The organism is Blautia sp. AM28-27 (assembly GCF_003480905.1).
Classification (GTDB): Bacteria; Bacillota; Clostridia; order Lachnospirales; family Lachnospiraceae; genus Fusicatenibacter; species Fusicatenibacter saccharivorans.
This window is the reverse complement of sequence record NZ_QUJK01000001.1, coordinates 570,885-596,294: the sequence shown is the minus strand read 5'-3', so window position 1 is coordinate 596,294 and position 25,410 is coordinate 570,885. Positions and strand designations below refer to the sequence as shown.

At 45.7% G+C, this 25,410-nt stretch carries 24 protein-coding genes, 1 other RNA gene and 1 pseudogene; all 26 read right to left on the bottom strand.

Annotated features, from left to right (window positions below; genetic code table 11):
- Positions 1 to 143 precede the first annotated feature (143 nt).
- The gene (locus DW743_RS02930; RefSeq protein ID WP_158568529.1) at positions 144 to 755 is read right to left on the bottom strand and encodes a phosphotransferase; all 612 of its coding nucleotides are present in this window, start codon (positions 753 to 755) and stop codon (positions 144 to 146) included.
- A gap of 42 nt (positions 756 to 797) precedes the next feature.
- Entirely contained in the window at positions 798 to 1,064 is a 267-nt protein-coding gene (locus tag DW743_RS02925; RefSeq protein WP_117760388.1) for a hypothetical protein, read from the bottom strand.
- A gap of 153 nt (positions 1,065 to 1,217) precedes the next feature.
- The gene (locus DW743_RS02920; protein ID WP_117509083.1) at positions 1,218 to 1,763 is read right to left on the bottom strand and encodes a hypothetical protein; all 546 of its coding nucleotides are present in this window, start codon (positions 1,761 to 1,763) and stop codon (positions 1,218 to 1,220) included.
- A gap of 201 nt (positions 1,764 to 1,964) precedes the next feature.
- A complete protein-coding gene (locus tag DW743_RS02915; RefSeq protein ID WP_082424435.1) occupies positions 1,965 to 2,141 on the bottom strand; it encodes a YccF domain-containing protein in 177 nt (58 codons plus the stop codon).
- 38 nt (positions 2,142 to 2,179) lie between these two features.
- On the bottom strand, positions 2,180 to 2,656 hold the full coding sequence (locus DW743_RS02910; RefSeq protein ID WP_117509084.1) for an LURP-one-related/scramblase family protein: 477 nt from the start codon (positions 2,654 to 2,656) through the stop codon (positions 2,180 to 2,182).
- 116 nt (positions 2,657 to 2,772) lie between these two features.
- Entirely contained in the window at positions 2,773 to 3,366 is a 594-nt protein-coding gene (locus DW743_RS02905; RefSeq protein WP_022463308.1) for a type IV toxin-antitoxin system AbiEi family antitoxin domain-containing protein, read from the bottom strand.
- A gap of 607 nt (positions 3,367 to 3,973) precedes the next feature.
- Entirely contained in the window at positions 3,974 to 4,594 is a 621-nt protein-coding gene (locus DW743_RS02900) for a hypothetical protein (RefSeq protein ID WP_117509085.1), read from the bottom strand.
- A gap of 16 nt (positions 4,595 to 4,610) precedes the next feature.
- Positions 4,611 to 5,375, bottom strand: coding sequence for a carbohydrate ABC transporter permease (locus DW743_RS02895; protein WP_147345087.1), 765 nt, complete (start codon positions 5,373 to 5,375; stop codon positions 4,611 to 4,613).
- Positions 5,376 to 5,396: 21 nt separating this feature from the next.
- On the bottom strand, positions 5,397 to 6,245 hold the full coding sequence (locus tag DW743_RS02890) for a carbohydrate ABC transporter permease (RefSeq protein ID WP_055266562.1): 849 nt from the start codon (positions 6,243 to 6,245) through the stop codon (positions 5,397 to 5,399).
- A 35-nt stretch (positions 6,246 to 6,280) separates the two neighbouring features.
- Positions 6,281 to 7,633, bottom strand: coding sequence for an ABC transporter substrate-binding protein (locus DW743_RS02885; RefSeq protein ID WP_117760390.1), 1,353 nt, complete (start codon positions 7,631 to 7,633; stop codon positions 6,281 to 6,283).
- Positions 7,634 to 7,853: 220 nt separating this feature from the next.
- A pseudogene (locus tag DW743_RS18865) lies at positions 7,854 to 8,291 on the bottom strand (DUF188 domain-containing protein).
- 13 nt (positions 8,292 to 8,304) lie between these two features.
- Positions 8,305 to 9,765 (bottom strand): RNA-binding domain-containing protein, encoded by a 1,461-nt coding sequence (locus DW743_RS02875; RefSeq protein WP_117760391.1) that lies wholly within the window; start codon positions 9,763 to 9,765, stop codon positions 8,305 to 8,307.
- Between the two features lie 745 nt (positions 9,766 to 10,510).
- Positions 10,511 to 10,868, bottom strand: a transfer-messenger RNA (tmRNA) gene (gene ssrA / locus DW743_RS02870).
- Between the two features lie 128 nt (positions 10,869 to 10,996).
- The gene (smpB, locus tag DW743_RS02865; protein WP_022463315.1) at positions 10,997 to 11,467 is read right to left on the bottom strand and encodes an SsrA-binding protein SmpB; all 471 of its coding nucleotides are present in this window, start codon (positions 11,465 to 11,467) and stop codon (positions 10,997 to 10,999) included.
- A gap of 19 nt (positions 11,468 to 11,486) precedes the next feature.
- Positions 11,487 to 13,469 carry a ribonuclease R gene (gene rnr / locus DW743_RS02860; protein WP_226906308.1) on the bottom strand — a complete coding sequence of 661 codons (1,983 nt, stop codon included), beginning with the start codon at positions 13,467 to 13,469 and terminating at the stop codon, positions 11,487 to 11,489.
- Positions 13,470 to 13,539: 70 nt separating this feature from the next.
- On the bottom strand, positions 13,540 to 13,776 hold the full coding sequence (secG, locus tag DW743_RS02855) for a preprotein translocase subunit SecG (RefSeq protein WP_117760392.1): 237 nt from the start codon (positions 13,774 to 13,776) through the stop codon (positions 13,540 to 13,542).
- An 86-nt stretch (positions 13,777 to 13,862) separates the two neighbouring features.
- Positions 13,863 to 15,206 carry a phosphopyruvate hydratase gene (gene eno, locus DW743_RS02850; protein WP_117760393.1) on the bottom strand — a complete coding sequence of 448 codons (1,344 nt, stop codon included), beginning with the start codon at positions 15,204 to 15,206 and terminating at the stop codon, positions 13,863 to 13,865.
- A 561-nt stretch (positions 15,207 to 15,767) separates the two neighbouring features.
- Positions 15,768 to 17,309 carry a 2,3-bisphosphoglycerate-independent phosphoglycerate mutase gene (gene gpmI / locus DW743_RS02845; protein WP_117760394.1) on the bottom strand — a complete coding sequence of 514 codons (1,542 nt, stop codon included), beginning with the start codon at positions 17,307 to 17,309 and terminating at the stop codon, positions 15,768 to 15,770.
- Positions 17,310 to 17,489: 180 nt separating this feature from the next.
- Positions 17,490 to 18,779 (bottom strand): homoserine dehydrogenase, encoded by a 1,290-nt coding sequence (locus DW743_RS02840; RefSeq protein WP_055267016.1) that lies wholly within the window; start codon positions 18,777 to 18,779, stop codon positions 17,490 to 17,492.
- A 15-nt stretch (positions 18,780 to 18,794) separates the two neighbouring features.
- A complete protein-coding gene (locus tag DW743_RS02835) occupies positions 18,795 to 19,178 on the bottom strand; it encodes a RidA family protein (RefSeq protein ID WP_022463321.1) in 384 nt (127 codons plus the stop codon).
- A gap of 298 nt (positions 19,179 to 19,476) precedes the next feature.
- Positions 19,477 to 20,229: a triose-phosphate isomerase gene (gene tpiA / locus DW743_RS02830; protein ID WP_022463322.1), complete on the bottom strand. Its 753-nt coding sequence runs from the start codon at positions 20,227 to 20,229 to the stop codon at positions 19,477 to 19,479.
- A 92-nt stretch (positions 20,230 to 20,321) separates the two neighbouring features.
- A complete protein-coding gene (locus DW743_RS02825) occupies positions 20,322 to 21,515 on the bottom strand; it encodes a phosphoglycerate kinase (protein WP_022463323.1) in 1,194 nt (397 codons plus the stop codon).
- 214 nt (positions 21,516 to 21,729) lie between these two features.
- Positions 21,730 to 22,743: a type I glyceraldehyde-3-phosphate dehydrogenase gene (gene gap / locus DW743_RS02820; RefSeq protein WP_022463324.1), complete on the bottom strand. Its 1,014-nt coding sequence runs from the start codon at positions 22,741 to 22,743 to the stop codon at positions 21,730 to 21,732.
- A 264-nt stretch (positions 22,744 to 23,007) separates the two neighbouring features.
- The gene (locus tag DW743_RS02815) at positions 23,008 to 23,808 is read right to left on the bottom strand and encodes a histidinol-phosphatase HisJ family protein (protein WP_117760395.1); all 801 of its coding nucleotides are present in this window, start codon (positions 23,806 to 23,808) and stop codon (positions 23,008 to 23,010) included.
- Positions 23,805 to 24,899, bottom strand: a complete 1,095-nt coding sequence (gene mnmA / locus DW743_RS02810; RefSeq protein ID WP_055218213.1) for a tRNA 2-thiouridine(34) synthase MnmA — start codon at positions 24,897 to 24,899, stop codon at positions 23,805 to 23,807. The genes DW743_RS02815 and mnmA overlap by 4 nt, the downstream gene beginning before the upstream one ends.
- A 2-nt stretch (positions 24,900 to 24,901) precedes the next feature.
- Positions 24,902 to 25,339, bottom strand: a complete 438-nt coding sequence (gene nifU / locus DW743_RS02805) for a Fe-S cluster assembly scaffold protein NifU (RefSeq protein ID WP_022463327.1) — start codon at positions 25,337 to 25,339, stop codon at positions 24,902 to 24,904.
- Positions 25,340 to 25,410: the final 71 nt, after the last annotated feature.

Below are 25,410 nucleotides of genomic sequence, written 5' to 3'. Positions count from 1 at the left end.
TTTCCAGGCTGCCCGTTCTTTGTGTTTTTCTTAAAGTCGATTATCGCAGAAACATTCCCTCACCTTTACACCAATGGTGCTCTTTCTTTTTATTTTCTGTTCCCTATTATAGGACAACTTACAGATAAATGCAATCCGTTTTTTTACAAATTGAGAAGTTCCTCTGCCAGCGCCTGTGCATGTTCCAGATACCAGCCGTCTTCGTCCTCTTCTGCTTCCACAAACTCGATATACTCATTCAGCGTGGCCAGCTTCACATCCAGATTGAACTGTTCGCGTGAAATCTTTGTCTTTAACGCTTCATACATCCGATCCAGAAACAGCTCTTTCTGTGCATCGTTCATGTAGAACGGGAAAGTACTCCGTGTCTCGGTCGCATGTGCCAGGAATCTTGCAATGTCCAGAGAATACGGCATCATTCCACCAAATCCCCAGTCAATCATGACAACATTTTCGCCGTCATAGATCACATTCCACTGCAGGAAATCACCGTTTGACATCGTACATGGACAGATCAGCTGGCGGTCCAGGAACATCTGATACGCTTTCCGCAGAATTGGATCATCCACTACGGACGATGCTCGGCGCAGAACGCGTTTCCAGTATTCGACAAATCTCTGCTCCACTTCATTTTCCGGCGCTTTGTCCATCGACGGTGTCCAGAAATACGACTGAATTTTACTTAAGGTTTCTGCCGCTTTTTCTGTTGTCTCGTCCGTCATATCCCGCATGTCGTTTCCTTCTACATACTTCATGCAGATCCAGTCCGCATCCTCTGCCTGCCGCATGCCGACATACTACGGTACGTGAAACTCTCCTTTTGACAGATACTGCACATAAATCTGCGCTTCTTTGCTGCCGGTTTTCTTCAGTGTATATTTTCCTGCATCTGTCTCGATCACATACACATCGTACTCCCGCACTTCATCTTCCGCCTCGCCCCACTGCTCGCAGATGCGGGAAACTGCTTTTACCGGTTCTCCGATGATTTCAAATGCCATTGTTTTGATTTCATCTGAATCTACTGATTTCTGAAAATTTCCTAACTCCATCTCTTTTGTCAAATCCTTCTCTTTTTCACATTATTCTACTACTATATCACATCTGTGACACTTTTGTCATTCTATCTTTCTGGCTTTTAAAAGCTTTGGAAAGTTTTTTCACAAAAAAGCAGGCGCACCAGACATTGCCGTCTGATGCGCCCGTATCTGTCAATTTTATGATCCAATCGAGTATTCCATCGATGCCACGCTTAAGATAACGGTTGCGCTTTCATCCCCTTCCGTAAAAGCCGTCAGCTGCAGAACCGTATCCTGCTCCCCCTGCCACTGATAAATCTGATTTCCGAGTCCAGTTGCAATTCCTCCGCCGTATAAAGAATTCAGTTCGTCTACTTCTTTCTGAATCCATGTATTGGCATCCTGTTCGATGTCAAAAGTAAAGGAAACCTGACTCAGCTGACCGTCCGAAAATTCCAGATCCATGTTAGATTCTGCATTTTCCAGGGAAAATTTTTCTTTGCTCTCGTATGTCTTTGTGCTGCTCTCATCACCCTGTCCCAGATCTTTTTCATCAAACTTCAGGAAGCTCTGTTTGAAAAGCTGTTCCGAATCCGTTCCCCATTCAAAATCCGCATACTGGAAAACCTGCTCCTCTGTACAGAGTTCCTTTAAATCCAGATCTCTGCTCTGTGATCCTCCTGCAGATGCGCAGCCCGCCAGCAAAAACAAAGGTAATAAAAAGATTGTCTGTCTTATCTTCATAAACTTCCCCCCTTCTGTTTCCTGATTTTTTAATTAATACTGAATATTCTATCGTTTCTTTATTTTTTCTGTAAATTTATTGTATCATACTTTATTCTGCTGCGCAATACTTTTATCATGTTTCTATTTGCATCAAAGGAATGGCCGCCTCATGATATGCATAGAAAAAGACCGGTAACCCGATCTTTTTCCATACACCTTTTATCCAATTACACTCGTGCCAAATGGCATAAACGAAAGCCTTGCCATCTTGAAAAACTGCCGTCCAAACGGAATTCCAACAATCGTAATACACCAGATGCATCCTGCAAAAATCCATGCAAGTCCGCCGAACATGCCTCCAAATATAAACCACAGAATATTTCCCAAAGTTCTCATATCCGCATCTCCCCTGACGCCATTCCAGACACTGCCAGCTATCCATTATTTTGTGAACAGTTTGCCGCATCGATCGCCAGCACCAGTAATAATGCCGGAATTTCATTGCTCGGATTATCATATTCGATGACATACATGTCACCCCAGCTCAGAAGTTTTTTATGTACGTGGACGACTGCACTGCAGGCTTCATATACATCGTAATCCCATCCCATGAAGTCACCTTCTGCACGCCATCCCATGAAATCTACATCGTATTTGGGGCGGAACAGTGCAAAACGTTTTTCGATATGTCCCATTAACTGCCCGTTCCATTCAATTTCGAAAGTCGGAAGAAAGCAAAATAATTTCTGTTTGATAAACCCAATTTCATTATGCGCCGCATCGTACACATGCAGACGGTGTCCCAGCGAGATAAATTCATTTTTCACAAAATACTTTTGGTTCCCCTGCTCGTCATAGATATCATACGTGTCTGACCAGGAAAATACACGTTGTTTGATTAGTAACTGCATATCTGCTCCCCTTTTCATTTTTCTATCAGATAATCAACTTTTTTATGGAAAATTTTTCCTTTTCCCCTTAATTTTCGACCGCGATTTTGACCCCATTTTTTTCGGTCTGAAACAGTCTATAGCAAAACCTCCATATATCGCAGCACCTTTGGCTTCACACGAAGCTGATCTGCGTACTGCATCAGTCTGTGAATGTTCTTATCCTTGGATGCTGCATAGCGTTTCATAGCTTCTCCGACAATCTGTATATCACTGCCGCTGCCGCGCAGGATGTCACACAGCGTCCGTTCCAAATTGTAAACACGAATTGGATTGCCGGATGGGGATTTCATTTCAATTCTGCCAAGTTCATAGTTCTCCGGCACAACGCGCTTGACAATTAGATTTTCCCGTTTCAAGGATGAAGCATTGTAGCCTTTGGGAAAGGTCATCGTATATTTTGCCGGGGTACGATCCGAATAGCCCCGCAGATACAAAGCAGTATCGTGCGAATAAATTCCGCGCCCATACTTTCGCTGTAAAAGGTAGAAATCATCCTCCCATACGTCGCTCCACACATACAGGCCACGCCCGAAGCGGTATATCTCGCCGCTCTTGACAAACTTCTGTAAAACGCTGCGGTGCAGTCCGGCTTCTGTTACTTGCGCTGCGGTAATCGTACCGTCCTCTGACGCTTCTCGCAGTTCTTCGATTTTCTCCTTAACATTCATGTTTCTCACCCCTCTTTGACAATCACACATTATATTATATTGAAATAATGTGTGATTGTCAACTGTAAAGCGACGAACACACATTAAATTACGCAAAAATAATGTGTGATTGTCAGATACCAGGGAATTTCTAACATGTACTTAAGTAAAAAACAAAGAACGGCATAGCCGTTAAGCTATATCGTTCCTTGTTTCCATATTTTTTAAATTACCACCGCATTACTGGCGTTTTTTCTGCGGACGGTTTCTTCCAGCACACCGAAAAATCCTGCCACCAGCGCCATTAAAATGCCGGTCAAGGTCGCATCTCCTGTTTCTAGGCTTCCGGCTTTGGTGATAGTCGTACATTTTTCATTGTCATTCACAATGTTTCCAGTTCTTACGATTAGGACCGTAGTTCTTATGAAGCGGTTATGGCATAATCAATATATAGAAGCAAATGCAATTGATAAGTTACGGAATATATTGGGCTACAATGCGAAAGGTATCATGACGCATTATTCGGATGACAATGTGTTTTAAAGCCTGTATAAATCGGCACATGCATAGAACATAATGAAACAGCCTCACCCCTGAAAGTCCCGGTAGTGAGGCTGTATTCTTTTCCTTAATCTTTTTCTGTTAATTTCACCCGTTCTCCATTTGTCAGTTCTGATGTGCTTACGACCATCGGTTCGTCTACTTCTGATAAAAGTACCACGAAATCTGAATTTCTATTTGGAAAACATGTCACAGCTTTTTCTTCCAGAATATTTTCATACCCCCAGGCTCCCTTCTGACGCTTAATATAATAGACACACGTTTTTCCAAAGTCTCCTTCATGAATCGCCTGCCGTGTGATCACTTTTGGAAAAACATCTTCAGAAGTGATTTCGATTTTTCCCTCAACGTTTTCACCAATCGAATGTTTTTCATACAGATCTACCGTAAGCTCATACAAATCATCCTTTCGAATGACAGAACACACTTTTCCAACCAGAAGATCTCTGCCCTCCTGCAGCAAAGATTCCGGAACGTTATCATACATGCTGATATAGCCAATTGCCTGATCAGCTGCGCTTACTTCCAAATCAACTGGAAATTCATACTCAATGCTGCCTTCCTGTGCCTCCTCTGTCCAGACGGAAGGAAGCGTTTTGTTCTCTTCTTTGACCGACCAAAACGTTGCGGCAGTTAAAAACAGAAACCACAGAGCGATTAACCCTATACTTATTTTTTTGAACTTCATCGTACTTTCTTCCCCTCTACGCTTTCACACCGGACATACTGATTCCCTGTATCAAATAGTCCTGTCCCATTAAGAATATCAATAAAACTGGTACTGCGTAAAAAACGGACGCTGCATAAAAGATATCCGGCTGTTCCTCTAAAATCTGGCAAAGATACACGGATAACGGCTGCTGATATGGCTCTCTCAAAAAAATGACCGCCTGGTCTACAATATTCCAATTGTCAATAAAAATCAGGATTAATGCAGCAGCAATGGCTGAACTCAAATTAGGCTTTACAATGGAACGATAAATTCTGTATTCGCTGGCTCCGTCCAGTCTGGCTGCTTCTAACGTTTCCTGCGGAAAATCCTGTATCTGCTGACGAATCAGAAATACCCCCAATGGCTGAAACATTGCCGGAAGAATAATTGCCAAGGACGAATTTTGAATGCCCAGCCAATTCGCCACTAAATAATTTGGCACTAAAGTCAGCGGCAGCGGCATAAGCATGACAATCATGTAAAGATAGAACAAAATCTCCTTGTATTTCCACCTGCATTGCCAAAAGCCGTATGCGGCAAGCGGTGCAAGCAAAAGCTGTCCAATCAAAACCGGAATAGTAATAATCAGGGAATTCCACATCATCCGCAAATACAAAGGTCTCTTAAAGAGCAATATAAGATACTCTTCTGGAACTTGTACCGACTTTCCAGCCACAAACAACAACGGAATGACTGCCAAAATGACAGCTCCCATGCAGATCAGCTTTTCGAAAAAATTCGAATATCTCTTTTTCATAAAATCACCCACAAAAGATCTTTACAAATAATCCAGATTCTTCCTCTGGACCCGATAAATGATGCCCAGAAAGATTCCCAGTATGAGAAACATACACCATGCTGCAGCAGACAATTTCTGCATATTAAGTGACAAAAACTGGTTATTCATATAGTGCTGCAGCATATAAACATACGGTGATGGATAGGCCCCATACAGCATATAGATCTCTTTAAAAACCTTAAAAGAATTCACGATCGACATCAACAGCACAACTAACGTCGTTGGTTTTAATAAGATCCATGTAATATATTGGAATTCCTGCCGCCCTGTAGCTCCATCCAGCTGGCACTGCTCATGATAGATCTGCGGAATCCAGTTTATCCCGGACCAGAAAAGGACAATCGAAAAACTGATATTTTTCCACAGATACATCAGGATAATAATCAAAATGGCCCATCTGGAATTCTCAATATCGAACATGTTTTTTCCAAAAAGCTGTAAAAACCCATCCAGAAAACCATTTCTCTCAAACAAATATTTCCAGAAAGCAATCACCGTTCCAGATGGAACGATTAATGGGATCAGGAGCAGGATAAGAAGAATTCGACCTCTCCTCTGCTTTTTCAAAACCAGTACCAGAAGCAAAGCAATCGCCATTCCCAGCGGTATTGCAATCCCGCAAAAAATTCCGGTATTACGGAGTGCTGAAAGGAATAACTCATTTTCGAATAACAGTTTAAAGTTTTTAAGACCCACCCATTCCTTGTTCATCATGTTGTCAATCACTGCAAAATACAAGGACAGAAGAAACGGCACGATGTAAAAAGCCATGATCCCGATAAAACTTGGAAGGATAAAACACATATAAATAAAATTTCGTTTTTTCATTTCATATACCTGATTCCATGGATTAAGGACAGCTTCTACTCATTAACATAAAGCTCTGCTCTTTGCTGAAAAAGCTTCGCACATTCCTCTGGGGTGATTTTCTGCTCCATACATTCGTTTCGAATTTCAGTCAAAATACTGTCTAACTGTAAATCCCGAAAAGCTTTTGCAGAAACTTTTTCATTGTATGCTTCCCATTTTTCTGCTGTGTCGTCATCATTTTCCAATTGATACGCAACAAGCTGCCGTGTGTTTTCTTTGTTCAGCATACTGCCATAGGTAAAGAAATTTCTGTAGTAAGAATCACTGTTTGCATCTTCGAACTCAAATTGTTTCTGACCAATGCAGAATTTGATAAATTCCCATGCAAGCGCTTTATCTTTGCAGCCTGAACTCATGGAAAAGTCCTCACCAATTCTCCAGAAAGGAATTTTTCCATCCGTTGATTTCAACAGGATCGGTTTTGTTGCCGTATCGGTTTCTTCAAACATTCCGCTCGGAGAACCTTCGAGTAAATTTGTAAATGTATTCAGCAGGACACTCTTTCCGGAAAAGCTTTTAATATCCATGAATGCATGGGTCGCATAGGATGGTTGATATTGATACAGTTCCTGCATTTTTCTCAGAAAATCCACATAATTTTCTGAATCAAAATTTACTTCTTCCTTCTTCAAATAAGCTCTGTCCTCTGTCATCGGCAGAAACACGTAAATATTGTTTTGTACATCAATCGTAAAATCATCATCTGCAATTGGCTTGGCCTGCTGATATAACTCATATAAATCATTGATATCCATTTCGTCCGGGACTTCATAATTCAGTTCATCCGTTATGTTTCTATTCAACCGAAGCATAACATAATAAAAACCTTCCGGAATTTGATACAGTTTTCCATCGACTTCTGCTGCTCGCAGGATATTATCGTAATAATCATCTCTGTTAAAATTAGGATCTGCATCAATATACTGATTTAAGTCCTCGAAATAGCCGCTGCCTTTCGTCTTAATTTCCGATGGTAAATACGTTGCATCATAAATATCCGCCCGTTGATCCGATGCAAGTTCTGTAAGCAAGGTATTTAAGCCTTCATTATACTGTTCATCCGTAACATCATTGTCAAAAACAACCTTTGTTTCAATTTTTACGCCTGGATGCTCCTTCATAAATAAATCAATCATATGCTGGGTCTGCGGCTCAATAAATAAGGTTCCATATGTAAGCGTTCCTTCCAAATCAGCTCCCTCTTCATAGACAGAAATATCATTTCTCACATCTTTTTCATCTTGGGACCCACTTTGTGTGCTTCCACAGGCGCCAATCGCTGCTGCACATAGCATTCCAATTACCACGCAGGATACCTTTTTACCATATTTTCCGAGTTTTTTCATAGGCACTTTTCCTTTCAATTTTTCTCACCGCTTATATTTCTATATTTTATTATATACCCTCCGTTTCATTTGACAATATGCTTATTTTTACTATATTTTCAGAATTATTTTTATTGGTTTTGCACCTAAAAATGCCCTGACACTTTTTCCTTTTTGAAAAATAGCATCCGGGCATATCTCCTAATATTATCAAATCACTTTATTTCACTCTCTGATAATTTTATCTTCTAAACTCTTTTCCTTCTTTCTCCTGTATCATCCCTAACATTTTTTCAAAAGACTGTTCAAATCCCTCAGTATCCGCCTTTTTTTCGCTTCTTTGTCCTTCTGACACGATGATGCGGGTATTTTTTCACTTCGTTGTTTAAATAACGCTCCATGAGAATGATGAATCGCATAAGAACCTCTTCCCAACGCTATCGCCGTCACACCATAATCCTGCGATACGACAATATCGCCTTTATGACAGACACGGATCAGTTCATAATCCACAGCATCTGCTCCATCACCAACCACGACTATTTCGCTATAATCCGATATCAAATATCAAATCATGATTGGTATCGCACAACAGTGTTACCGGAACACAATGCTCTTTTGCAATTTTCTCAACCGTCTCAATTACCGGACAGGCATCTGCATCGACCAATATTTGCATTCTTCTGTTTCTCCTACTTTATGATTACCCAATTCGATTTTCTGTTTGTTCCATTTTGTACCAACACACCATTTTGCTGTAAAGAAACAAATATTCGTGAAACAGTTCTTTTGGACACACCGATCTGTTCCGCATAATACGCCTGGGTTGCAAATGGGTTCTTTTCTATAGCCTGTAACAGTTTTTCTATCTGAACCTGTTCCTTCGTTCGTGATATTTTAACGCCATCAATGCCATTTTTTATATCATTAACGCCATTTTTTGTTTTCTTGGCGTTGATTCTGGCGTTATTTGTATCGTTTTGTCCTCGATAGATATTGATACGCAAGTCAACTTCTCCACCAATAAACTCCGGTTCCTGTAGTCCAGCAGATTTTACCTTGTCTATAATTCTCGGAATCCCGCTTCCCCAATGTTCAATCAGATTCATATACGAAAAGGCATGTGCAAGGGCTTCATTCCTGATTTTGGAATAGCCTTCTTTCATACGCTCCAACGTTTGTCCCATCGGCAATTTCCCCGGCGATGTGATTTCCAGTCGGTTGTCATACACCGCAACCTGTATTGTACCATGATCCAGATAGCTGCGATGCACCACCGCGTTGATAATCAGCTCACGAATTGCATCCGGCGGGATTTCATAAATATCCTGACGGTAAATGCCGACAAGCGTAGCTCCCAGATGAATATTTCGCAGAACAAACTGAAATGCTTCCTCTATTTGTTCCCACAAAGGACCCGTATATTCCCTTCGATCAACAAAAACCGCTTTCGTTGTTCCCTTAAACACACCGCACTGAATGGCAACATGAAGCCCTCCACAGCCCGTTAAGATAGCATAAGCGTTAGAAGGGTAGTCTTTTCCATCACGTTCAATCAAAATACCCCAGGACCGAAGCTGCTGCTTTCCAACGTCTTTTACCGATGCTTTCTGCTCCTCATTATGGGCATTTTTGACTGCCTGCTCCTTCATCGCTTTACAAAGCGTATCAATTTCTTCTTCTGTAACACTCAGTCCAGTACATAACGCCTGATCAAAATAACGATTGCTTCCCTCAAGCATCAGCTCTTTGATCATATACTCGTCAGCAAGCCGGGTTGTTCCAGCAACACGGACATATACGCCTCTCTCTCGTCCAAGCGCTTTAATGTAATATGGCCGCTGTCTGCCTTCAGAAATTTCTGCCACAATAACCGTCTTGCCATCAACTGTCTGCAGCGTAATATCTGGAATAATTGCCGGTTCACAGCTATCCGAGACGGCATTGGCAATCGCATCCATCTTTTTGAATACATCTTCCTTGTCAAAGCCAACCACTTCTCGGGTTTTGTCCGCAATTCCAAAAATAATTTTTCCTCCGGTTCCATTTGCAAAGGCAACCACAGACTTCATATATTTGATGCTCTTTTCCGGCAGGTTCTCTTTGAATTCTACGTTTTTGGATTCTCCTGCAAGAATTTCTTCTATGGTCATAAATACACCTCGCTATCCGTGTTTATTTTAATAAATCAATGCTTAAAGTTCTCTTTATATCTGTTACCTTAACATATAATTCTCATTCAAGCAATGCAGTACTTTTAAAAATCGTAATTCATTTTTTCAAGTCTGTCAATTCTATTATTTTCCTTTTCTCGCGCATGATCAGATTCAATCATAGGGCGAAAAGTACAGAATCTATTAGTCCCTTACCAACTCAAAACATCCTTAAGCATTTGTTTTACCGCTTCAAAAGTTAACCTGCTGGATATTTTTTTATATTGTGAACAGAAATCTTTGTTATAAGGAGCCACCGTTTTTAAATAGTGCATATGCACTATTTTCTTACCGAAGATGACGATCTTGATGAGGATGAATTTGAAGAAGGCTTTTACATTGACTTCTTTTAATCTATCGTCTGTTTGCCATGCCCGCCTTTGTGCGGGCTCTTTTTATCAAGAGTTCGACGGAAGTCGAACTTTCCTATTGTACAAAAAAGCAGGCACATCAAGTATCTCTACTTCATGTGCCTGCAGCACTTTGAAACGGTCTCTTTTACGTTCTTAACAGTGCGAATAAAGATAAAGTTTGACAAAATTTCGAATTTTTCCTTTCTTTTTTGACCAAAATTCATGCGGTTTTAAACGGTCTGAAACGGTCTAAAGCGGCATTTTTGCCCTGTTTTTTCCATCAAAAATGTACAAAAAAACCGCTAAAACACTGGATTTTAGCGGTTTTTCAGGTATGGACCTGAGGGGAATCGAACCCCTGTCCGAAAGCCTATTCATTCAGGCATCTCCCATTACAGTCATTCTATTAAAGGTTCCCCCGTCGGCACGCCGGATGACAGGCTTGCCGCTTCGGTAGCTTCATAAAATCTTCCATCTCCGCAAAGCTTTGGAAACGAAGTGCTCCGCATCTGTTTGATGCCAGGAGAATAGCCGCGGAAAACTATTCAGCTGACAACGCCGCACTTAGGCAGCGTACGCTACGTAATTATCGTCTGCGTTTAAATTTAGGTTCCAGGTTGATGACGCGGTCCCGGAGTCCACGAATGGCTTCCCAAACTTCAAAACCCCCGTCGAAACCAGTACAAGCCCGTGCTGGTTCTACAGACGCTTTTCTTTGATACGGGGACGCAAACAGATCGTCCCGGTGCAGTGAAAACTCTCTTTCAACTGCCGTATATTGTATTATAGTCTTTCCCCATACTTTTTGTCAAGGATTTTTAATACAGATTTTTAACTTTGAAATCTCTCTCCGCCTCACGTCTCTGATCCTTCTTTGCGATATCCTGCCGTTTATCATACAGTTTTTTACCGCGCGCCAGACCGATCTCGACTTTTACGAGGCTGCCTTTAAAATACACCTGCAGCGGAACGAGCGTGTAGCCTTTTTCCTTGATCTGCGCCTCAAGTTTGCGGATCTCATAGTCGTGCAGCAGCAGTTTCCGGATGCGCAGCGGGTCTTTATTGAATATGTTGCCCTTCTCGTACGGACTGATGTGCATGCCGTAGATGAATACCTCATCACGCTCAATGCGGATGAAGGACTCCTTGATGCTGCATTTTCCCATGCGGAGGGATTTTACCTCGGTACCGGCAAGGGAGATGCCGGCCTCGTATTTATCCTCGATAAAATAGTCATGATATGCCTTTTTATTGTTGGCAATCATTCGATTTCCTTTTTGTTTTGCCATAGCTTTTTCCTCCAGGGATTTATTCTGTCTCGGTTTCTTTTTCTACATACGTAAAATTGATTGTCCGGTTGGCAGGCTCGGCGTTTCGTACACGGACACGCACCGGCTCACCAAGGCGGAATACTCTTCCGTGCTGCTCTCCGACCAGACGGTAATTTTCTTCATCAAAATTATAATAATCATCTTTGAGCGTCATAATGTGAACGAGTCCCTCTACGGTATTGGGCAGCTCCACATAGAAGCCCCAGCCGGTCACACCGGAAATGACGCCGTCGTACTCTTCGCCGACATGCTCCAGCATATATTCGGCTTTCTTCAGCTTCACAGCCTCTCTTTCTGCCTCTGCAGCACGCTGCTCCATCGCACTCGACTGCTCCGCCACATGCTGCAAAATGGACGAATATTTGCCGATTCTGCCGCCCTTGTCGAGACGTCCCCGCAGATCGTCCTTGATAATGCGGTGGATCTGCAGATCCGGGTAACGGCGGATTGGTGAGGTAAAATGGCAGTAATATGACGCTGCCAGTCCGAAGTGGCCGCTGCATTCAGGGGTATAAATGGCTCTTGCCATCGACCGGAGCAGCAGGCGGCTGATCAGCGGCTCTTCCGGGGTTCCCTCGATGCTGGTGAGAATCTTCTGCACCTCACCCGGCGTAATCTCATGGGAACGCTTTTCGACTTTGATGCCCTGTTCACGGATCAGCGTCAGCGTTGCCTCCATGCGGTCTCCGTCCGGCTTGTCATGCGTCCGGTATAAGAACGGGATTTCGCGTGTGCAGTATTCCTCTGCCACGGTCTCGTTCGCCATCAGCATGAAGTCCTCGATCATCCGTGTTGCCACGTTCGACGGATACGGGCGGATCTCCACCGGCGTCCCTTCTGCATCAAGAATTACTTTGCTCTCCGGGAATTCAAAATCAATTGCTCCGCGTTCTTTCCGACAGCTCCGGATCAGTGCAGACAGTTCCTGCATCTGGCGGAACATCGGAACCAGCTCATGATATTCCTCCAGCAGCTCCGGATGTGCTTCCGGCTCGGTCAGGATTGCATTGACGGCGGTGTAGGTCATGCGGCGGTCCACGCGGATCACCGTCTCAGCGATCTGATGGCCGATCATGCGGCCTTTCTCGTTGATCGTCATAATACAGGAGAGTGCCAGGCGCTCCTGCCCTTCATTCAAGGAACAGATGCCGTTTGACAGACGCTTCGGCAGCATCGGAATGACGCGGTCCGGCAGATAGACACTGGTGCCGCGCTTTAACGCCTCACGGTCGAGGGCGGAATTTTCCTGCACATAGTTGCTGACATCAGCGATATGAACGCCAAGCGTCCACGTATCGCCCGCTTTTGTGACGGATACGGCGTCATCGAGGTCTTTGGCATCCTCGCCGTCGATTGTCACCATCTGCCAGCTTTTCAGATCGAGGCGGCCGTTGTAATCGTTTGGAATTACTTCCTCCGGGCATTTTTCTGCCTGTGTGATCACGCGTGCCGGGAACTCCTCCGGGATCTGGTAAGCGTCCACGACTGCCTGGATATCGACAGTCTGGATACGCGGCTTCTTCTCTGTGTCGCCGTCCTTTCCATTCTTTCTGCGGAATCGGTCATCGCGTCCTCTTCTGCCCTGCTCTCCGGCGCGGCGGTCTCTTTTTTCCCGTTTTTCCGTCGTTGTGGATGCACCGCGGCTCTTCTGGTAACGGCCGTCGGAGATCACATCGATTTTTCCTTCTTTTACCAGGATTTCCATAACCTCCGCAAGCTCCGACCGTTTTGCTTTCGGCACCTGCAGCAGCATGGCAATGTCTTTCAGACGCATCGGCTCATAGTTTTTCGAACTTACGAGATCAATGAGCAGCGTCTTGCGGTTTTTCAGCAGTTTCGAACTTCTGGAACGCGGATGGCCCGCATGACCGCCATGGTTCCCGCTGTTCTGTCCTGCATGGGACACCGCGCTGCCCTGCGGATATTTCCTCCGATCTTTTTTCTTCTTATTATCTTTCATCTATTATCTCCTCTTTGTAGAAAAAGACACCCTTACGCCTTCTCGTGGGAATAAGGATGTCTTTACTTTGCTAAAAATTCATGTTTAATACAACCGACAGTACAACAAACAGAACTGCCATGATTTTTGTTGCACGGATCAGAGTTCCTTCTGCAGAACGGCTTTTGTTTCTTCCCCAGTAAGTGTCTGAGATACCTGCGATAGCACCGAGACCCTGCTGTTTTCCTTCCTGCATCAATACAACAACGGTTAAAGCAATACAATCAATGACATAAATGACTGTCAAAATCGTTCTTAAAATTTCCACAATTACACCTCCTACGGCCAACTTATATTATTTTACCATAGCAGGAGTTCGATTTCAACTGTTATTTGCCTATTTTACGCCGTTTTTCACCATTCTCTTACGCAGGTTCCCTTTTGCGGGAACGGATTCCGGTATTTCGCTTCCTCACCGAGGCGTTCCTCGATGCGGAGAAGCTCATTGTATTTCGCATTCCGCTCCGACCGGCACGGTGCTCCGGTTTTGATCTGGCCGGCGCCTGTCGCGACGGCAAGGTCTGCCAGAAAATCATCCTCTGTCTCTCCGGACCGGTGGGAAATGACGGCGCGGTACCCTGCTCTCTGCGCCATCTCCACCGCATCCAGCGCCTCAGAGAGCGTTCCGATCTGGTTTACCTTGATCAGAACCGCATTTGCCGTGCCAAGTGCAATGCCGCAGGAAAGCCTTCTTACATTCGTCACAAACAGATCATCCCCGACCAGCTGTACTCTGTTCCCGAGCGCTTCCGTCATCTGTTTCCAGCCTTCGAAATCGTCCTCGCACAGCCCGTCTTCGATGGATACGATCGGGTATTTTTCGATCAGTTCCTCATAGTAGGCAACCATTTCTGCGGTATCCCGAAATACTGTCTTTCCGCACTGACGGGATTCCCCGGGAAAGTAGTAGACGTTCCTGCTCTCCTCGTAGAGCTCGCTTGCCGCCGCATCGATCGCGATCATCACGTCGTTTCCGGGCGCATAGCCGGCTTTCTGGACCGCATTGACAATGAGATGCAGTGCTTCATCGGAATCCTTTAAATCCGGCGCAAAGCCGCCCTCATCGCCGACAGAAGTCGAGTATCCCTTCTCCTTCAGGAGCTGCTTCAGCGTATGGTAAATCTCCGCGCACATGGAAAGACCCTCCCGGAATGAGGGAGCGCCGCACGGCATAATCATAAATTCCTGCAGATCGACGGTGTTGTCGGCATGACGGCCGCCGTTTAAAATATTCATCATCGGCACGGGCATACGGCTTGTGTGGCAGCCGCCCAGGTACTGGTACAGCGGTAGATGAAGCGCATTTGCCGCCGCGCGCGCCACAGCAAGTGAGACACCGAGAATGGCGTTTGCCCCGAGGTTTTCTTTCGTTTCGGTTCCGTCTGCCTGGCACAGGATATGGTCAATCCGCTCCTGCTCGAGCGCATTCTCGCCGACAACGGCATCGGCCAGCACGGTATTGACCGCTTCTACAGCCTTTCTCACGCCCTGCCCCAGATAGCGCACTTCCTGATCTCTTTTTTCCAGTGCCTCAAATTTTCCTGTCGATGCCCCGGACGGCACCTGGGCACGCCCCATATGGCCTTCCAGCCCGAGAATCCCCTCCCCGACGGCCACTTCCACCTCTACGGTCGGATTTCCGCGCGAATCCAGAATTTCTCTTCCTGTCACGCTTCGAATTGGTAAATATCGAAACATAGTTTTCCCTCCTGTTTTGCTGCAAAGTGAACAGTAACCAAGTTTCTTCTCTGCGTTCACAGTATGACCGTGCTATGGGAAAAATATGTTACTCTCTCTGTCGAAACCTCTTTTTTCCAGTCCTTATTCTTTTCAAACATAAAAAAACGCAATATGAAAGCCATCCGATTTTTCCATTTTCGGATGGCTTTCATAAGTTAGAACTGTGCATTGGACTGAATCCTTTCTTTTTTTGTTCTTTTGTTCTTTTGTTTCGCTTTGTGGTACTTCGTTACGTTTTCTTGGGTCCATACCTTCGCTTTCTTAGTTTATGGGGTAATTCGTTATGTTCTCGGTGGTCCGTCCTCTCTTTCTGTTTTTTTCTTCCGTTTTCTTTTGTTGACTTTACTATATCAGTTTTCTCACCGTTTGTCAACACTTTATTTTGATTTTTTATCTGTTTTTCATTTTTATTCTGTCTCTTATTGCGTAATTATTTTTATTTTCAGATTATTATGATAAAATATCCCTGCCGCACCCGTTTCAAAACGAATCCGGCAGGGACATTTTCACGATTTCTCTTTATTTCTTAATCAGCAGGGATTTTCCTGTCATTTCTTTTGGCTGCTCCATTCCCATCAGCTCGATCAGGGTCGGTGCGATGTCTGCCAGGCATCCGCCCTCTCTTAACGTGTAGGATGGGTCTGCATTAACCAGAATGAACGGAACCGGATTGGTGGTATGAGCGGTGTATGGCTCGCCGGTCTCGTAATCTACAAGCTGCTCTGCATTTCCGTGGTCCGCACAGATGAACATCTGGCCGTCAACCTCTTTTAATGCCTCCACTGCCTTGCCTACGCACTCATCAACAGCCTCAACTGCCTGGATTGCTGCGCTCTCAACACCGGTATGGCCAACCATATCCGGATTTGCAAAGTTGATGATGATAACATCATATTTCTGGGAACGAATAGCATCCGTCAGCTTGTCGCATACTTCGTAAGCACTCATCTCCGGCTTCAGGTCATAAGTAGCAACCTTCGGGGATTTTACAAGGATTCTATCCTCACCTTTATTTGGCTCCTCAACGCCGCCATTGAAGAAGAAGGTTACATGTGCATATTTCTCGGTCTCAGCAATACGTGCCTGAGTCATGTTATGTGCTGCCAGATACTCACCGAAGGTGTTGGTGATCTCTTCTTTTTTGAACGCAACGGATTTGTTCGGGATAGTCTCATCGTATTCCGTGAAGCATACGTAGGTCAGATCCAGACGTTTTTCTCTCTCGAATCCGGTGAACTCATCTGCGCAGAATGCTCTTGTCAGCTCTCTTGCACGGTCCGGGCGGAAGTTGAAGAAAATCACAGAATCTTTATCCTGAATCGTTGCAACCGGTTTTCCGTCTTTTTTCAGAACGGTCGGCAGAACGAACTCATCGGTTTTTTCAGCATCATAAGAAGCCTGAACAGCCTCTGCTGCATCGGTTCCTTCTACGCCTTCCCCTTTTGTCAGAGCTTTGTAAGCCAGCTCGACACGATCCCAGCGGTTATCACGGTCCATTGCATAGTAACGGCCGGAGATTACGCCGATTTCGCCGACACCGATCTCATCCATTTTTGCCTGCAGCTGCTCTACATAAGATTTTCCGGATGCCGGAGGAGTGTCACGGCCATCCAGGAAGCAGTGTACATAAACTTTCTCGAGACCTTTGCGTTTTGCCAGCTCCAGAAGTCCGAATACGTGGGTGATGTGGCTGTGAACACCGCCGTCAGAGAGAAGTCCGAACAGGTGCAGTGCGGAATTGTTTGCTTTTGCATTTTCAACAGCCTTTACCAGCTCTTCATTCTCGAAGAAATCACCGTCCTGGATTGCTTTTGTGATTCTGGTCAGCTCCTGGTATACAACACGGCCTGCACCCATGTTCAGATGGCCTACCTCAGAGTTACCCATCTGTCCGTCCGGAAGACCTACAGCAAGTCCGCTGGCCTGTCCTTTTACGTACGGGCACTGGCTCATCAGCTGGTCCATAATCGGAGTTTTCGCTTCGCAGACAGCGTTATGCTCGCATTTGTCATTCAGTCCATATCCGTCAAGAATCATTAATACGGTTGGTTTTTTACTCATTGTGAATTCCCTTCTTTACTTAAATTTTGGGTAACAATCCAGAGCCCCGTCTCGATTCCGCTTACGCTGCATCTCGATGTTGCTTTTCGCCATATGAAACTCCAGAAAAAGCGCTCCTTCATGCAAGCAGGATTCGCGATTTTTCTTCCATTTCGCATGGCTCTGAATTGTTACATTTTGTTAGTATACCCGGATTGTCGAAGAAATCTCCTGGATCATCGACATTCCGCCTAAAATCTGCATGGCATCCTCAAAATGGCGCTCTTTGACCTCGTCCGTAATGACGACGATCTCGGCGTATTTTCCATTGACACGTTTCTGAAGCATCTGTGCAATCGAAACCTTGTTGTTTCCAAAGACAGAAGCTACCGATGCCAGCGTTCCATACCGATTTTCAATCTGCATGCGTACAAAATATTTCGACTTAATTTCGCCGACACGCTTGATCGGGCATTCCCGGTAGCATGTGCAGCCGATTCTGCCGCAGCAGTTCCATAAAATATTGCGCACAACATCGAAAATATCGCCCACAACGGCACTCGCAGTCGGAAGCTCTCCGGCACCTCGTCCGTAAAACATCGTATCCTGTACGGCATCGCCTGTCAGGAATACGGCATTGTAGGAATCATTGACAGTCGCGAGCGGATGATTGCTGTCGATCAGCATCGGATGAACGCGGGCTTCGATTCCTTCCGGGGTATCTTTTGCCACGCCAAGCAGCTTGATCGTGCATCCCATCTCTTTTGCATACTCGATATCAGTCGCCGTGATTTTGGTAATGCCTTCGGTGTAAACATCTTCAAATGTCACTCTGGAGTTGAACGCTGCCGAAGCTAGGATTGCTACCTTGCGGCCGGCATCAAGACCTTCCACATCTGCGGTCGGGTCTGCTTCTGCATAGCCCATGTCCTGCGCCAGACGGAGCGCATCACCAAACTCCATGCCTTCCTGCGACATTTTTGTGAGAATGAAATTTGTGGTACCGTTGAAAATACCCATCAGCTCTGTGATATGATTGGCGGCAAGGCACTGTTTCACCGGACGGATGATCGGAATTCCTCCCGCCACGGATGCCTCATAGAGAAAATCTTTTCCGTTTCTCTTTGCTGTCGCAAGGATTTTTTTGCCCTCGGATGCCACCAGATCTTTATTTGCCGTTACAACATTCTTTCCAGCATCCAGGCAGGCAAGAATGTAATTCATGGCCGGCTGTTTTCCACCCATAACCTCAACAACAATCTCGATTTCCGGGTCATTGGCAATCTCCTCGAAGCTGGTGGTAATGATGGAGGGATCGTCAACCTTTGCAGCTGCTTTTTCCACATTGCGCACAAGAATTTTTTTCAGCTCTACACGTGCTCCCAGCTTCGGAAGCATTTCCTCCTGCTGGCTTTTCAGCACTTTATACACACCGGTACCGACAGTACCAAGACCCAGCATTCCGATTTTAATTACTCTTTCCTCTGCCATACTCATCTCTCTCTCTTATTTCAGGGATACGATGCATTCAATTTCCACTTTTGCTGCTTTCGGAAGAGCGGCAACTGCTACACAGGAACGAGCCGGTTTGGACTCGCCAAAGAAAGCACCGTATACTTCATTTACCTTGGCAAAATCGTTCATATCGGTCAGGAAAATGGTTGTTTTCATCACTTTCGTGCGGTCAGTTCCTGCTGCTGTCATGATTGCGTCCAGATTCTTTAAAGAGAGGGTTGCCTGCTCTTCTACGGTTTCCGGGATCACGCTGTCATGCTCTACATCAAAGCCAAGCTGTCCGGAAATAAATAAAAGGCCGTTGTCTGCGACCGCCTGTACATAAGGTCCGATTGCTGCCGGTGCTTTTTCTGTATTAATGATTTCTCTTGCCATAATCATATTCTCCTTTATGCTTTCTTTCGCGTCGTCTGATTTGCCGCGTTTTTTCCCTCTATCATGCGGTTTTTCCGACACTTTTTGTCGTTCCCATCATATCACATGTGGAAGATGTCCGCAAGTGCGAAAAAGCATTGCAGAAGTTTATTACGCCAGATCCTAAAGAGCGGTATTGCCATCACGTCGTAAAACAGCAAACGCCACCAAACACTTTCCCTTTGACATTTCTGCCAAATTTCACCGTGTTTGGTGGCGTTTTAGCCTGTTTTATTGATTGATTTCGTACAAAATCTAATTATTTATTGTAGTTTACGATAGCTCCGAAATCTGGTTTCAGGGATGCTCCGCCTACCAGACCGCCGTCGATGTTCTCCTGTGCGAACAGTTCCGGTGCGGTTTTTGCGTTTACAGAGCCGCCGTACTGGATACGGATAGCTGCTGCTGTTGCATCATCATAGATTTCAGCGATGCACTCGCGGATGCCTTTGCAAACTTCCTCAGCCTGCTCTGTTGTAGCAGTTTTGCCGGTTCCGATTGCCCAGATTGGCTCGTAAGCGATAACGGCTGTTTTTGCCTGATCTGCTGTTACATTCAGGAATCCAACCTTTACCTGCTGACGGATGAAATCCATCGTTACACCCTGCTCTCTCTGCTCCAGAGTTTCTCCGCAGCACATGATCGGGGTGATGCCGTGCTCGAAAGCTTTCAGCATTTTTTTGTTTACGGTCTCGCTGGTCTCTGCGAAGTATTCTCTTCTCTCAGAGTGGCCAAGTACAACGTATTTCACACCAGCGTCTGTCAGCATAGCCGGGGAGATTTCGCCTGTGAAAGCACCTTTCTCCTCGAAATACATATTTTCAGCACCAATCTGGATGTTGGAGCCTTTTGCAGCCTCTACAACCGGGATGATATCGATGGCCGGTACGCAGAAAACAACGTCAACGTCGTCATTTGCCACCAGTGGTTTTAATGTATTAACTAACTCTACTGCCTCGCTCGGAGTCATGTTCATTTTCCAGTTTCCGGCGATAATTTTCTTTCTTGCCATGATCGTTTGATCTCCTTAGTTTTACTTATTGAAACGGTTCAGAGCCGGTTCAGAGCCACCTCTCGATTCCGCTTGCGCTCTGAATCGTTGTTTTATTTGTCGTTTGCTGCTGCAACGCCCGGCAGTTCTTTTCCTTCCAGGAACTCCAGGGAAGCGCCGCCGCCAGTGGAGATATGAGTCATCTTATCGCCATATCCAAGCTGGTTTACAGCTGCTGCGGAATCTCCGCCGCCGATGATCGTAACTGCATCTGTTTCAGCCAGTGCTGCTGCAACTGCTTTGGTTCCTGCTGCAAAATTCGGCATCTCGAAGCATCCCATCGGTCCGTTCCATACAACGGTTTTAGCAGTTTTAACAGCGTCAGCGAACAGTTTTGCAGTTTCCGGTCCGATATCCAGACCTTCCCAGCCATCCGGAATCTGTCCGGCCGGAACAACCTGTGTATTTGCGTCGTTTGAGAATGCATCTGCAACAACGTTGTCTACCGGAAGAAGCAGTTTCACGCCTTTTGCTGCTGCTTTTTCTTTCATTTTGTTTGCATAATCCAGATAATCCATCTCAAGCAGAGAATCACCAACGGTGCCGCCTGCTGCTTTTGCGAAGGTATAAGCCATACCACCGCCGATGATCAGGACATCAACTTTATCGATCAGGTTGTCGATAACAGAAATCTTGCTGGATACTTTGGATCCACCAAGGATGGCAACAAACGGACGCTCCGGATTGTTGACAGCATTTCCAAGGAATGCGATCTCTTTCTCCATCAGATAACCAACAACTGCAGTGTCAACATATTTAGTAACACCAACATTGGAGCAATGAGCACGATGTGCGGTTCCGAATGCATCGTTTACGAATACGTCGCACAGGGAAGCCAGTTCTTTGCTGAACTCCTCACCGTTTTTGGTCTCTTCCGCACGATAACGGGTGTTCTCCAGAAGGATTACATCTCCGTCTTTCATAGCCTCAACAGCTGCTTTTGCGTTCGGTCCTACAACCTCAGGATCTGCTGCAAATTTAACTTCCTGTCCGAGAAGCTCGGAAAGGCGAACTGCAACCGGTGCAAGAGAAAGCTCTGGTTTTGGTTCTCCTTTCGGTTTTCCAAGATGAGAGCAGAGAATTACTTTTCCGCCGTCAGCGATCAGTTTTTTGATCGTCGGAAGAGCAGCTACCAGACGGTTCTCATCTGTGATTTTTCCATCGATCAGCGGAACGTTGAAGTCGCATCTTACAAGGACTCTTTTTCCTTTTACGTTGATATCATCTACGGTTTTTTTGTTTAACATGGGCGTTTCCCTCCATATATCCAACTGCATCTGCCGCGCCGTTTCTTTGTTTTTGCGGCATCGCGGTCCTTATTTAAAAATGCAGTTTATAATTTTTGCACACGGAAAAGGGCTGTTTTTGTGCCGTATTTTTCCGCCGCATTCGCAAAAAGGGTCCGGTCCTTAACAGACCGGACCCTTTGGGCTCTGAAATTTTGCCGTTCAGTTTGTTAAATTATGCTAACTCGCTGAAGTATTTGATGGTACGAACCATCTGGCTTGTGTAGGAGTTCTCGTTATCATACCAAGAAACAACCTGTACCTCTGTTGTTCCGTTGTCCAGCGGAAGAACCATGGTCTGAGTTGCATCGAACAGAGAACCATATCTCATACCAACGATGTCGCTGGATACGATTTCATCTGTGTTGTATCCGAAGGACTCGGTTGCAGATGCTTTCATTTTTGCGTTGATCTCGTCAACAGTTACAGTTCCTTCTACAACTGCTGTAAGGATTGTGGTAGAACCGGTTGGGGTTGGAACACGCTGTGCAGAACCGATCAGTTTGCCGTTCAGTTCCGGAATAACAAGGCCGATTGCTTTTGCAGCACCTGTGCTGTTTGGAACGATGTTAACTGCAGCTGCACGGGATCTTCTCAGATCGCCTTTTCTCTGCGGTCCGTCCAGAGTCATCTGATCTCCAGTGTAAGCATGGATAGTAACCATGATACCGGATTTAATCGGAGCCAGTTCGTTCAGAGCTTTTGCCATAGGTGCAAGGCAGTTTGTGGTGCAGGATGCAGCGGAGATGATGTTATCGTCTGCTGTCAGGGTCTCATGGTTTACATTGTAAACGATGGTCGGAAGGTCGTTACCAGCCGGAGCGGAGATAACTACTTTACGAGCACCTGCATTGATGTGTGCCTGAGCTTTTGCTTTGGAGGTGTAGAATCCGGAGCACTCCAGAACTACGTCTACGCCAAGCTCTCCCCATGGGCAGTTGTTAGCATCCGGGAAAGCATAGATTTTGATGTTTTTGCCATCTACTGTGATGGAATCTTCATCGGATGTTACGGTATCAGCCAGAGCATATTTTCCCTGAGAAGAGTCATATTTTAACAGATGAGCTAACATCTTCGGGGATGTTAAATCGTTGATTGCTACTACTTCATAACCTTCTGCTCCAAACATCTGTCTGAATGCAAGACGTCCGATACGGCCAAAACCATTGATTGCTACTTTTACTGCCATGATTTTCAATTCCTCCTAAAAAGTGAATTTTAATTTTGAGTCTCTGTACTTTGTTAAAGAAACATCAACCTTATCTGTATAATACCTAATTTCGTCGGAAAATTCAAGTTCTATTTTCAAGAAAATACGAAATTATTTCTAAAATTTGTGAAGAGGCCGGATGCCGATCCGTATTTCTGCAAAATTTCGAAAGATCCGTCTATTGCAGAAAAAGCCGGAATCCAGCCTTTCTGGGGCTTTTTTCCGGCTTTTCCTGCGCGTTTTCTATTGGATCGGCAGATATTCCGGCTTCTTCTCTTTAAACCGCACGTAGTACCGGAATCCGGCTTCCTGCGCGATGGCTGCCGCGTCCGCGAAATGAAACGCTATATGTTCCGGTTTGTGGGCATCGGCACCGAAGGTGATCTTTTCGCCGCCCAGTTCCCAGTATCTTCTGATAACATCCGGCGTCGGATTCGGCACGCCAAGGCCTGCCTTGTAGCCGCCGGTGTTGATTTCCAGCGCGATATCGTACTGAATCAGCTCTTTTAAAATGGTATCGATCTCGTCCGCAAATGCGCGGTAGCTGTAATCTTTTCCCTTTTCTCTGCAGTAGCGTACCACATAATCCAGATGACCAAGCGTCTGGAAATTGTGGAAGAACCGGATATTTTCTGCTGTAGCCCGAAAATACGCCCGGTACAGCTCTTCTGCTGTCCAGTCCGGGAAAGCATCCTCATAATAGGGGTCTTTTCCGTCAATGACATGCATGGATCCGATCACATAGTCGAACGGCCACGCATTTACATACTCTTCCATCCGTTCTTTTAAGTGGAGCTGCAGTCCCAGTTCCACGCCGAATCGGATATCGATTCTGTCGTAGTATTTTTCCTGCAGTTCCCGGATTTTTGCCGCATATGCCGGTGTATCGAGCTGGAACTCGCCGGTACTGTAATCCATATCGTAGTGATCCGTCAGGCAGATTGCCGGAAGTCCCAGCTCGACTGCCCGTTTTACCATCTCTTCTGTTGGTGCTTCGCTGTCACTTGAAAAGAAACTGTGCATATGACAGTCCGCTATTTTCATCTTTCGGCCTCCGTAATCGTTCCGCCTCCGCCGACACAGCCGTCCACGTAGAAGACAACAGCCTGTCCCGGTGTCGGAGCACGCACGCCGTCCGGGAAGGTACAGGTAATCTCATCTTCCCCGGTCCGTTTGATCACGCACGGGGAGCCTTTGTGCCCGTACCGGATTTTTGCGGTGCAGGAGAGCTCTTCTCCAAGTTCCAGCGGCGGAATTGCCATATAGTTTACTTTGTTTGCTTTTACTACTTTTGCGAAAACCTCTTCATTTTCGCCGACCACAACCTCGTTCGTCTCCGGACGGATTTCCAGTACGAACACGCGGTGTCCCATCGGAAGGCCGAGTCCGCGGCGCTGTCCTACGGTGTAATGGGTAATCCCCTCATGGGTACCGAGGATTTCACCCTTTGTATTCACGAAATTGCCTTTCGGTGCCACGATTCCTGTCTCGTTCTGGATAAAGGAAGCGTAATCCTGATCCGGCACGAAGCAGATTTCCTGGGAATCCTTCTTTTTTGCTACCGGAAGACCGATTTTTGCTGCAATCTCACGAATCTGATCTTTTGTGTAGTCTCCGACCGGCATCAGCGTATGCGAAAGCTGCTCCTGGGTCAGATTATACAGTGCATACGTCTGGTCTTTTGCCGCTGTTACCGAATTTGCAATCGCATACCGTCCATTGGCAAGCTGTTCGATTCTTGCATAATGTCCGGTCGCAATGTAGTCCGCTCCAATGGAAAGACTGCGCTGAAGCAACGCTTCCCATTTCACATAGCGGTTGCAGGCGATACACGGGTTCGGTGTTCTGCCGCAGAGATATTCGTTCGTGAAATAGTCCATGACGTTCTCACGGAACTCTTTTTTGAAGTTCATGACATAATACGGAATGTCCAGCACCTGTGCCACGCGCCTTGCATCATCAACAGCAGAGAGGCCGCAACAGCCCCCGTTTTCCTCCTGGACTGTCTCGGCCTCATCCTGCCAGATCTGCATGGTCACCCCGATGACATCGTATCCTGCTTTTTTCAGGAGATACGCTGCCACCGAGGAATCTACGCCGCCGGACATTCCAACGACTACTTTCTTTTTTCCCATACTTAGTATTCTTCCTCTTCCTCGCCCTCGCTGATATCAGACTTCGGTTTTGCAAGACCTTCGATCTTGATGTGGTGTTTCTCTGCGTAATCCCAGAGTGCAGCGTGAATTGCTTCTTCTGCAAGCAGAGAACAGTGAACTTTGACCGGCGGAAGTCCGTCGAGTGCTTCCATAACAGCTTTGTTGGTTACTTCCAGAGCTTCCTGGATGGTTTTTCCTTTTACCAGCTCGGTTGCCATACTGCTGGTTGCAACTGCGGCGCCGCAGCCGAAGGTTTTGAATTTGCAGTCCTGAATGATTCCGTTATCGTCGATGTCAAGATACATTCTCATGATATCGCCGCATTTTGCATTTCCAACGGTACCTACACCGCTTGCGTTCTCAATTTCTCCTACATTTCTCGGATGCTGGAAATGATCCATTACTTTTTCACTGTACATTGTTATTCTTCCTCCTGAACTATTTCAAAGCAGTCCTCCTCCGGCACAGCTTTTACCTGAATTTTTCTGTA